General features: G+C 68.9%; 7 protein-coding genes and 1 pseudogene. 3 read left to right on the plus strand and 5 right to left on the minus strand.

The window, feature by feature from the left end:
- Positions 1-109 precede the first annotated feature (109 nt).
- From BEMPMBAN_RS14660 to BEMPMBAN_RS14670, 3 genes are all read right to left on the minus strand, one after another.
- Complete coding sequence (locus BEMPMBAN_RS14660; protein ID WP_159231112.1) at positions 110-2,689, minus strand: bifunctional FO biosynthesis protein CofGH; 2,580 nt, start codon at positions 2,687-2,689, stop codon at positions 110-112.
- A gap of 144 nt (positions 2,690-2,833) precedes the next feature.
- Positions 2,834-3,271: a hypothetical protein gene (locus tag BEMPMBAN_RS14665; protein WP_159231114.1), complete on the minus strand. Its 438-nt coding sequence runs from the start codon at positions 3,269-3,271 to the stop codon at positions 2,834-2,836.
- Positions 3,272-3,407: 136 nt separating this feature from the next.
- A complete protein-coding gene (locus BEMPMBAN_RS14670; RefSeq protein ID WP_159231116.1) occupies positions 3,408-3,809 on the minus strand; it encodes an SRPBCC family protein in 402 nt (133 codons plus the stop codon).
- A gap of 85 nt (positions 3,810-3,894) precedes the next feature.
- Between BEMPMBAN_RS14670 and BEMPMBAN_RS14675 the strand changes: the two genes are divergently transcribed.
- A complete protein-coding gene (locus BEMPMBAN_RS14675) occupies positions 3,895-4,722 on the plus strand; it encodes a helix-turn-helix domain-containing protein (RefSeq protein ID WP_159231118.1) in 828 nt (275 codons plus the stop codon).
- Positions 4,723-4,731: 9 nt separating this feature from the next.
- Here the strand turns inward: BEMPMBAN_RS14675 and mshB are convergent, their stop codons facing one another.
- Positions 4,732-5,583 carry an N-acetyl-1-D-myo-inositol-2-amino-2-deoxy-alpha-D-glucopyranoside deacetylase gene (mshB, locus tag BEMPMBAN_RS14680; RefSeq protein ID WP_159231120.1) on the minus strand — a complete coding sequence of 284 codons (852 nt, stop codon included), beginning with the start codon at positions 5,581-5,583 and terminating at the stop codon, positions 4,732-4,734.
- 409 nt (positions 5,584-5,992) lie between these two features.
- On the opposite strand from mshB, the gene BEMPMBAN_RS14685 reads away from it, so the two are divergent.
- Both BEMPMBAN_RS14685 and BEMPMBAN_RS14690 read left to right on the plus strand, forming a co-directional pair.
- Positions 5,993-7,039 (plus strand): hypothetical protein, encoded by a 1,047-nt coding sequence (locus BEMPMBAN_RS14685; RefSeq protein ID WP_159231122.1) that lies wholly within the window; start codon positions 5,993-5,995, stop codon positions 7,037-7,039.
- Between the two features lie 95 nt (positions 7,040-7,134).
- Positions 7,135-8,403 (plus strand): chloride channel protein, encoded by a 1,269-nt coding sequence (locus tag BEMPMBAN_RS14690; RefSeq protein WP_159231124.1) that lies wholly within the window; start codon positions 7,135-7,137, stop codon positions 8,401-8,403.
- Positions 8,404-8,776: 373 nt separating this feature from the next.
- On the opposite strand, the pseudogene BEMPMBAN_RS33165 reads toward BEMPMBAN_RS14690, so the two are convergent.
- Positions 8,777-9,102: pseudogene (locus BEMPMBAN_RS33165) on the minus strand (ABC transporter family substrate-binding protein); the annotation flags it as partial.

Raw genomic sequence — 9,102 nt, forward strand, 5'->3', positions numbered from 1 at the left:
GCCCGGCACCGGGCAGGAAGAGCGCCGTCGCCGGCCGCGAGCGCGACAGAAATGCCCGCCGGTGGCGGCGTGGCGGCGTGCAGACCCGCGCGCTCGCGGAACAGGGAGGTCAGGCGGCCAGCGGGGTGTAGGTGGTGGTGCGCTGCCGGGCGGGACGGCCGATGCCGGCCGCGATACCGACCAGGTCCTCAATGCTCTTGTACGAGCCGAACTCCGAGCCGGCCATCCTCGAGATGGTCTCCTCCATCAAGGTGCCGCCGAGGTCGTTGGCCCCGCCGTTGAGCATCACCTGGGTTCGCTCGACACCGAGCTTCACCCAGCTGGTCTGGATGTTGGAGATCCTGCCGTGCAACATGATTCGCGCGAGCGCGTGCACTGCGCGGTTGTCCCGGTGAGTCGGCCCGGGGCGCGCCCCACCCGCCAGGTACAGCGGCGATGACTGGTGCACGAACGGCAGCGGTACGAACTCGGTGAACCCTCCGGTGCGGTCCTGGATCTCGCGCAGCACCCGCAGATGCCCGACCCAGTGCCGCGGCGCGTCCACATGGCCGTACATCATCGTCGAACTCGATCGCAGCCCGACTTCGTGTGCCGTCGTGATCACCTCGATCCACATCGAGGTCGGCAGCTTGCCCTTGGTCAGCACCCACCGCACCTCGTCGTCGAGGATCTCCGCGGCCGTCCCGGGGATGCTGTCCAACCCGGCTTCCCGCAACGCGGTGAGCCAATCACGAATGCTCACACCGCTCTTGGCGACGCCGTTGGTGATCTCCATCGGGCTGAACGCGTGCACATGCATCGACGGCACCCGCGCCTTGACCGCACGGACCAGGTCGGCGTAGCCGGTGACCGGCAACTCCGGGTCGATGCCACCCTGCATGCACACCTCGGTAGCCCCGGCGACGTGCGCCTCCCACGCCCGCTGGGCGACCTCGTCGGTGGACAACGAGAACGCGTCGGCGTCCCCCTTGCGCTGGGCGAACGCGCAGAACCGGCAGCCGGTGTAGCAGATGTTGGTGAAGTTGATGTTGCGGTTGACGACGAACGTGACGTCGTCGCCGACGACGTCGCGTCGCAGCGAATCAGCCAGTGCGGCAACAGCATCCATCGCGGGGCCGTCCGCGGTGGCCAGCGCCAGATACTCGTCGTCGGTGCACCCGGCAGGATCACGCTCGGCTGAGCGCAGCGCGGCGAGCACGTCGGTGTCGACCCGCTCGGGAGCGCGGGCGGCCAGCTCGTGCACCTTCTCCCGGATCGACTCCCAATCACCGAACGCACTGCCCAGATCACTACGGGTTTCGGTCAGCCTGCCCTCAGCGTCGATCGCGGCGTGCAGGTCGGTGCGCCCCAGCGACTCGGTCGCCTCATCGGGCTCCTGCCACGGACGGCCCACCGGGTTCACATCGAGGGCGTAACCGGTGTCGGGGTCAGCGAGGGCATCGACGTGCCCCTGCACCCGGGGGTCGATCCAACCGGCGCGGGCCTGCACGTACTGCGGCTGCGCCGTCAGCCGCTGCACCAGGTCGTAACCCGCCTCGGCCGTCACCGCCGCCAGCTCGTCGAGCGCGGGCCACGGACGCTCGGGGTTGACGTGGTCGGGCGTCAACGGCGACACCCCGCCCCAGTCGTCCACCCCTGCCCCGAGAAGGGCCAGACAGTCGGCCCGCGACACCAGGTTCGGCGGGGCCTGGATCCGCACCTTCGGTCCCATCACCAGCCGGCTGACGGCCAGCGTGGCCAGGAACTCGTCGATCTGCGCATCCGGCGCCGACGCCATCGCGGTGTGCTCCTTGGCGCGGAAGTTCTGCACGATCACTTCCTGGACGTGCCCGAACGACTTGTGCGACCGGCGGATGGCGTGGATGGTCTCGGCGCGTTCGAGCAGCGTCTCCCCGATGCCCACCAGCAGCCCGGTGGTGAACGGAATGGACAGCCGGCCGGCGTCGTCCAACGTCCGCAACCGCACCTCGGGATCCTTATCGGGGCTGCCGTAGTGCGCTTCACCGCGGGTCTCGAACAGCCGCCGCGACGTCGTCTCGAGCATCATGCCCATCGACGGTGCGACCGGCTTGAGCCGGGACAGTTCGGTCCAGCTCATCACGCCCGGGTTGAGGTGCGGCAGCAGCCCGGTCTCCTCGAGCACCCGGATCGCCATCGCCCGCACATAGTCCAGCGTGGTCTCATAGCCACGCTCGTCGAGCCACTGGCGCGCCTCGTCCCACCGCTCTTCCGGACGGTCGCCGAGGGTGAACAACACTTCCTTGCAACCCATTTCGGCGCCACGACGTGCGACCTCGAGGACCTCGTCGGGCTCCATGTACATGCCCTTGCCTGCCGCCCGCAGCCGGCCGGGCACGGTGACGAAGGTGCAGTAGTGGCAGGTGTCGCGGCACAGATGGGTGACGGGGATGAACACCTTGCGCGAGTAGCTGATGGGCAGCCTGCCGGTGGGGCCTCGCCGGCCCGCGGCTTCCAGTCCGGCGTCGCGCACCCTGGCGGCGCTGGCGCACAGGTCGGCCAGATCGTCGCCGCGTGCCGTCAGCGCTATCGCGGCCTCGTCGACGTTGAGGGCCACGCCGTCGCGCGCGCGGCGCAGCACCCGTCTCATGGCGGCCGGACTCGCTGCACCCGACTTCGGCGGAACGGAAGGGATGGGCAGATCGGCGCCACGCGGGGTGTTCAGAGCCACTTCCCTGTAACTCCGGCGTCGTCGCGGATCATCCGCGCGTCTCACTATCTGAAACCGAGTGCGCACGGCATGCCCCTGACATAGCAGTCACAGTAGTCATCCGGCGACGGCGGCGGGGTTCGCCCCGTCGATCGAGTGCCGGGCTCAACCGGCAGGCGTCGACTGCCGCACCAGCACCCAGGCACCCGGCAGTGCTCCCAGCGCAATCAGCACCAGCGGGGCGAACTCCATGATCCCGGTGCCACCGAACACGATGTCGTCGCCCGGACCGCCGAAGGTGAACACCAGCACGGTCAGCAGCCAGCTCCACAGCGGCAGTGCCGCCACCCGGGGGCTCGGGGTCCACTGCAACGCTGCCCACACCAGCAGTGCGTTGAGCACACCGCTGAGCAGCGCACTGATCGGAAACGGCACCGATCCGATCCGCAGGGGTAGGAAGAACACCGCCATCAGCGCGGAGAACACCCCGTCGACGGCGATCAACGCCAGCATCGCGAGACGGAGCCGGTCCGATGCCGGCGCGGACGACGCTGTCAGGTCGGGATGCTGTCGAGCACGGAGACGAGCGAGCCCACGACCCACTGGAAGCTGTCGAGGCGGTCCTGCCAGTGCTGCAGGTTGGGATCCAGGTCCGGGTCCATGTACTTCACCTCTTTCGCACCCCCCGGGTGCCGTCGGTTTCGCCGCAGCTTACCCGGTCACCGCGCCGCCGAAGCGGCTAACACGAACCGAGGGTGCGCGTGATGACCACACCGGCCTCCTGCATCGCTTCGCGTAGCGGCTGCGCCAGCTCGTCCGGCAGCACGTCGCGAGACCATACGAACCTGCAGCGGTCGTCGCCGTCCGCGATGACCTGCATGACAGCGTTGTCGTGCGCTGGTCGCAGCGAGTCACCGATGACCGAATAGGCGATGCGGCGCGCATCGTCGTCGCGAGCGACAAGCCGCTCGCGGGCGATGGTGCCGTTGGCGAATGTCACCACCCGGACGTCGCCCTCGGCCTGTGATGACACGACATAGCCGGGCGCCATGGCGACCGGGCCGTCTGCCCAGTCGCCGATCACTCGCCACGCACGTACAGCGTCAACGTTGATCGGGAACTCGGTATGAATCGATGCCATGCACCCAGCCTGCGCCCGCAACCCAGATGCGTCTTGAACATCCTTGCGCACCGGATATGTCGGATAGGGCGGCTATCGTCGCGTTGTGCCGACTGCGGTGACTCTGGTGACGCGTCCGGAATTCAGCCTGCACACCTGGACCTGCCACGGCGGGGACACGGGCTGGTCGGCCCCCGAGCGGCCGGTGGATGCCCGGCTGGTGCTGGTTCACGCCGGGCGCTTCCGGCGGCGCAGCCTCAGCGGCCAGGTCGATCTGGACCCCACGGTCGGATATCTGGGGGCACCCGGCGAAGAGGAGCTTTTTGCGCATCCGCACGGCGGAGACGTCTGTACCTCAATCCAGTTGACCGCGGAGTACTGGCGGGCGCTGGCCGGCAACCCCGTCGACATCTTCCATGGCACGTTCTACGTCGACGCGAAAGTCGAGCTCGGGCACCGCATGCTGCTGGCGGCCGGATCGGCCGATGCCGATGGCCTGCTCGCCGAGCGGTTGGTCCATCTGATGGCCGGGGCGCTTCGCCGGACAACAGATCGCAGGATGCCGGTGACCGATCGACCCACACCCGCCGACCAGCGGCTGGTGCGCCGGGCCCGTGCCGCGATCCACGATGATCACCCGGCCGCACACAGCCTGTTCGCCCTGGCTGCGTTTTTTGGTGCATCCCCGTACCGGCTGAGCCGAGCCTTCCCACGCGAGCTGGGTGTATCGCTGACGAGATACCGCAATCGGGTGCGGGTGGGCCGGGCCCTCGACCGGCTGCGCCACGGCGATACGACGCTCGCCGATCTGGCTGCGCAGCTGGGTTTCGCCGATCAGGCCCACCTGACCCGCACGATGCGTGAGCATGTCGGACACCCGCCGACGGCAGTGCGCCGGATGCTGGATGACGAGCGCCCAAACTGGCATCGGTGATCGGGTCGACTAACCGAGGTTCAGCCCGGCCAGCAAGTCGGACTCCCAACCGCGGTCGTCCCGGTCGCCGGGCGCACCCGCAGCCAGAACGTAGTGTTCCCACCCGTCGATCGGCAGCGCGATGCCGTTCGACAGGGCACCGGCCTTACCGTCCGCGGACACGCTCACCTGCGTCTGATGCGCCCGCAGCGCCGCGACCTTCGCCGGTAGCTGCTCACTGACGTCGAGCGCCGCATCGATCGCGTCGTCGGTGAACCCGAAGGGCAGATCGGCGCCGGTCACCCGCGTCCATTCCGCGGGCACGTCGGTGAGCGCTTCCAGGCCGGCGGTCATCGCCGACGTCGACGTCACCGTCCAATACACCTTGGGCACCTGCCATTCGGCGACCTCGAGCGCCGCCGTCGTCACCCGGTGCACATGGATGTGGTCGGGATGCCCGTAGCCGCCGTCCGGGTCGTAGGTGACGACGACATGCGGGCGCAGGCTGTCGATCACGGCAGCCATCACGGCTGCCTGTTCATCGAGATCCCCGTCGACGAACCGTTCCCGGTGCCGGCCAGGGGTGCCCTCCATACCCGAGTCGCGCCAGCGCCCGGCACCGCCGAGGAACCGCGGGCGGTCGACACCGAGCGCGGTCAACGCCGCCGTCAGCTCACCGATGCGGTAGCCGCCCAACTGGTCAGCCCGGTCGACGGCGAGTTGCGCCCACTGCTCGCCGATCACCTCCCCCTCCTCGCCGAGCGTGCAGGTGAGGACCTGCACCTGAGCGCCGCTGGCCACGTAGTGCGCGATGGTCGCGCCCGTGGTGAGGGTTTCGTCGTCGGGATGGGCATGGACAAAGAGCAGCCGCGCGGTCTCCATCCGACCAGCTTGCCAACTCATCACCCTCCGCGGGCGCCGGGTGAACGGATACGGAGGCGTGTCTCGAATGCCACGGCGCGCCGTGAAAAAGAGCTGCGACGCGCCCGAACAACCCATTGACACAGCTCGGTCGGTGAGTTTCGATGGGTACTGCGACGTTTGCTAGCAAAGCCTTTCGCAACAGGGGGATGAGTTCGTCATGGAATACCGATCTAGCCGTTCGTATAGGTCAGTAGGCATCGCAGCAATCGGCGCCGGTGCCATCTCCGTCGCCTCCGTCGTGGCTCCGCCTGCCGACGTTGAGGCGCCGAAGCGCCAGTCCACCAGTGCGGCGAGCTCGACCAGCGAAACGGTCGAACTGTTGGCCGCCATAAGTCAGCGCACGGCAACATCTGCGGACACTTCGCCCGTGCCGGCTGGCAGCGCCGCGGTGGCGGCGACGCCGCGCCGCGATACATCGGCCCCCACGATGCTCCCGCTACCACCCATCCCATTGCTGGACGCTATGGCGCCACCGGCACCGGTACCTCCTCCAACGCTCCCTGCGCCGGCCGACAATGCCCGGGAGGCAGCGATTTCGGGCTCCGACGCACCGACGCCCGAGATGTTCACACTGCCGGCCAACCCCCTACTCGGGGGGCTCGCTGACGCGATCGACAACACCTACAACGCTGTGGAACCGTCGGTCCGCGCTCTGGTCGAGGCGGTCGAGGACGGGCTGACAGTGCTTGGCGTACCCAACTTTCTCGCAGCTCAAGGCACCATTCTTTATACGTTCGGCGAAGCGGTTGTGAAGAGCGTCCTGTTCAATGGCACCGATTGGCTCCGGGGCGAGGGCAGCTTCTTCTCCAACATGCAGGACCTCGGAACCGACCTTCTCGCCGCCGGCCTATGGCTGACGATCGACGAGTTGAACGCGTTCGGACTTCTGCCGCCGACTCCTGTCGACCTGCCGAGACCGCCGATCAATCAGTCGGTTGCACTTGGCGTCGCCCCGTCGCCCACTGCTGGCGAGGAGGGCTTCATCGACGACGCGCGAGCCGACGACGAGGGCGCTCGCGCTCCCGCGAATGAAGCGGGCACCGACAGCTCCGTCACCATCGATTCCGAAGTCGCCGACATCCCAGAACCGGACCAGAAGGCGCGGGACTCCGTCACGGAGGGCGGCCTGAGCGGTGACCTGGATCCAGGTAACACCGTCAGCAGCACAGCGGAGCCCGAAACAGACCCTGCGGGCACTGACGACATCAGCGCGGAGAACATCGACGAGGCAACCGACGGCGAGCGGTCAGCCGATACCGGCGGCGTCAACGACGCCTCGTCGCACGGTGATTCGGACCCGGCCCAGGACTCCGACGAAGTCGGCAAGCGCGGCAAACGCGACAAGGGCGACGACAGGGCCCAGTCAGCAAAGGCGGACACCGACCGCTCGGATTCCGGCAAGGACAGCGACTAGCTCAGCCGTACTTCTGTCGGGCACCCCAACCGCGTCGTCGGACGCGCGCGGCTCATCACCCTCCGCGGGCGCCGGGTCTGGCATAGATTCGGGCCGTGACGCGGCGCACCGTTGAGTTCGGTTGCGCGATCGTCGTCATCGGTCTGCTCGCCGGTGTCGCCGGAGCGGCGACGACGCTGCTGTTGCACGCGATCGAGCACCTGACCTACCGCTACTCCTTCGGCACGTTGCTCACCGGGGTGGAGAACAGCGAACCCGTCCGCCGTGCGCTGGGCCCGATGATCGGCGGTGCGCTGGCCGGGTGCGGGTGGTGGCTGCTCCGGCGCCGCTGCGAGGTTCCGTCGCTGTCGGTGACCATCGCCGAGCACCGCCGGATCCCCCGGCTGGCCATGTCGATCGACGCCTTTCTGCAGGTGTTGCTCGTGGGCTCCGGGGCCTCCCTGGGCCGCGAGGGCGCGCCGCGGCAACTGGCCGCCGCGTGGGGCGATCTCGGCACCTCGCGGTGGGCGCTGACCGCCCGCGACCGCGAGATCCTGCTCGCGTGTGCCGCAGGTGCCGGCCTGGGTGCGGTGTACAGCGTGCCGCTGGGCGGTGCGGTGTTCGCCGCCCGCATCCTGCTGGGCACCTGGCATCCGCGGGCGTGGGGTACCGCGTTGATCACGTCCAGCCTGGCGGTTGCGGTGGCCGCGCCGGTCACCCATCTGGAGCACGCGCTGGTGTGGCCCGACGCCGAACTGTCCTATCTGTTCGGGTTCCTGGCGTTGGCTCTGGCACCGCTCGCGGTCGTGGTGGGTCTGGCGTTCGACCGGATGTTGTCGGCTGCCCGGCCCAGGGTGCTGCCGCACTCGTCGACGTTGATCCCGGCCATCGCCGCGGCCGGGCTGATGACCGGCATCTGCTCGATCTGGCTGCCGGAACTGCCCGGCAACGGCCGCAGCATCCTCGAGGTCAGCATGAACAGCGGACTGACCCTCGGCTCCGCCGCGGCCATCCTGTTGTTGAAACCACTGCTGACCGCGTTCTTCCTGCGCGCCGGTGCCGTCGGCGGGCTACTCACCCCAGCGTTGGCGACGGGCGCGGCCGCGGGGTCACTGGTCGGCCTCGGCCTCAACCAGTGGGCCGGGACAGATCTGCACGTGGCCGCGCTGTCGCTGAGTTGCGCGGCAGGAGTGCTGGCGATCACCCAACGCTCCCCCCTGTTCGCGGCCCTGTTCGTCTGGGAGCTCGCCCGTCCCCCGCTGTGGCTGCTGGCGGTGTTCGCCATCGGCGCCTATGCGGCCTACGGCATCGTGCAGCTCCGTCAGCGACGCCGCGCCGCAACAGCCCAGCCGCCACCCGACGACGACGTCACTGCGGCAGCTTGACCCAGTTGCCGGCGTCACCGACGATGCCGACCGGTACCGCGCCGGTGAGGCTGACGTTCTGTAGCTTCGGGCCCGCCGCGACGATCGTGGTGTCCTGAATGATCGGCAACACCGTCCACATGTCCCACAACCGCGGCTCGACCGCGTCGATCACGTCGCCGACGTCGGCGGTGCCACGCAGCGCAGCGTCGATCCGCGGCTGGATGGTGCGGTCGCAGATGCCGCTGATGTTGCTCGGCGCCTGGACGAGCGCATCGCTGTCGGGCTCTGGAGTCGGAGAAGGCGCGGTGTTGGTTGCGGGCGGGGACGGCTCGGTTGACGATTCGGGCGATGGTGACGGCGAGGGTGACGAGGGCGGCGATTGCGTGCCCACCGGCGTCGCGGTGGTCGCGACCGGTGTCGCCTCCAGCGCGGGGCAGCCGTAACGCGACGCCAGCGCGGTCGCCAGATCGCCGCCGGCCTGCCGCCAACCGATCACCGCGTCGACCCGGTTGTTGACCAACGCGTCGCCGTAGAGCACCACCGGATCCAGGGCGGCGACCGAGGCCGCGATGCCGACGTTGCGCAACTGGTCGGCCGCGGTGTTGGCAACGGCGATCGACGTCGGATCGTTGTCGGACACACCCAGCACCAATGTCAGCGGCTCGCCGTCCTTGGCGAGGTGGCCCCGATTACGCTCGGGCAGGGTCGGGGTGGGCG

Origin of the sequence: Mycolicibacterium austroafricanum, from assembly GCF_902705885.1 — a bacterium.
Lineage (GTDB): Bacteria > Actinomycetota > Actinomycetes > Mycobacteriales > Mycobacteriaceae > Mycobacterium > Mycobacterium vanbaalenii_A.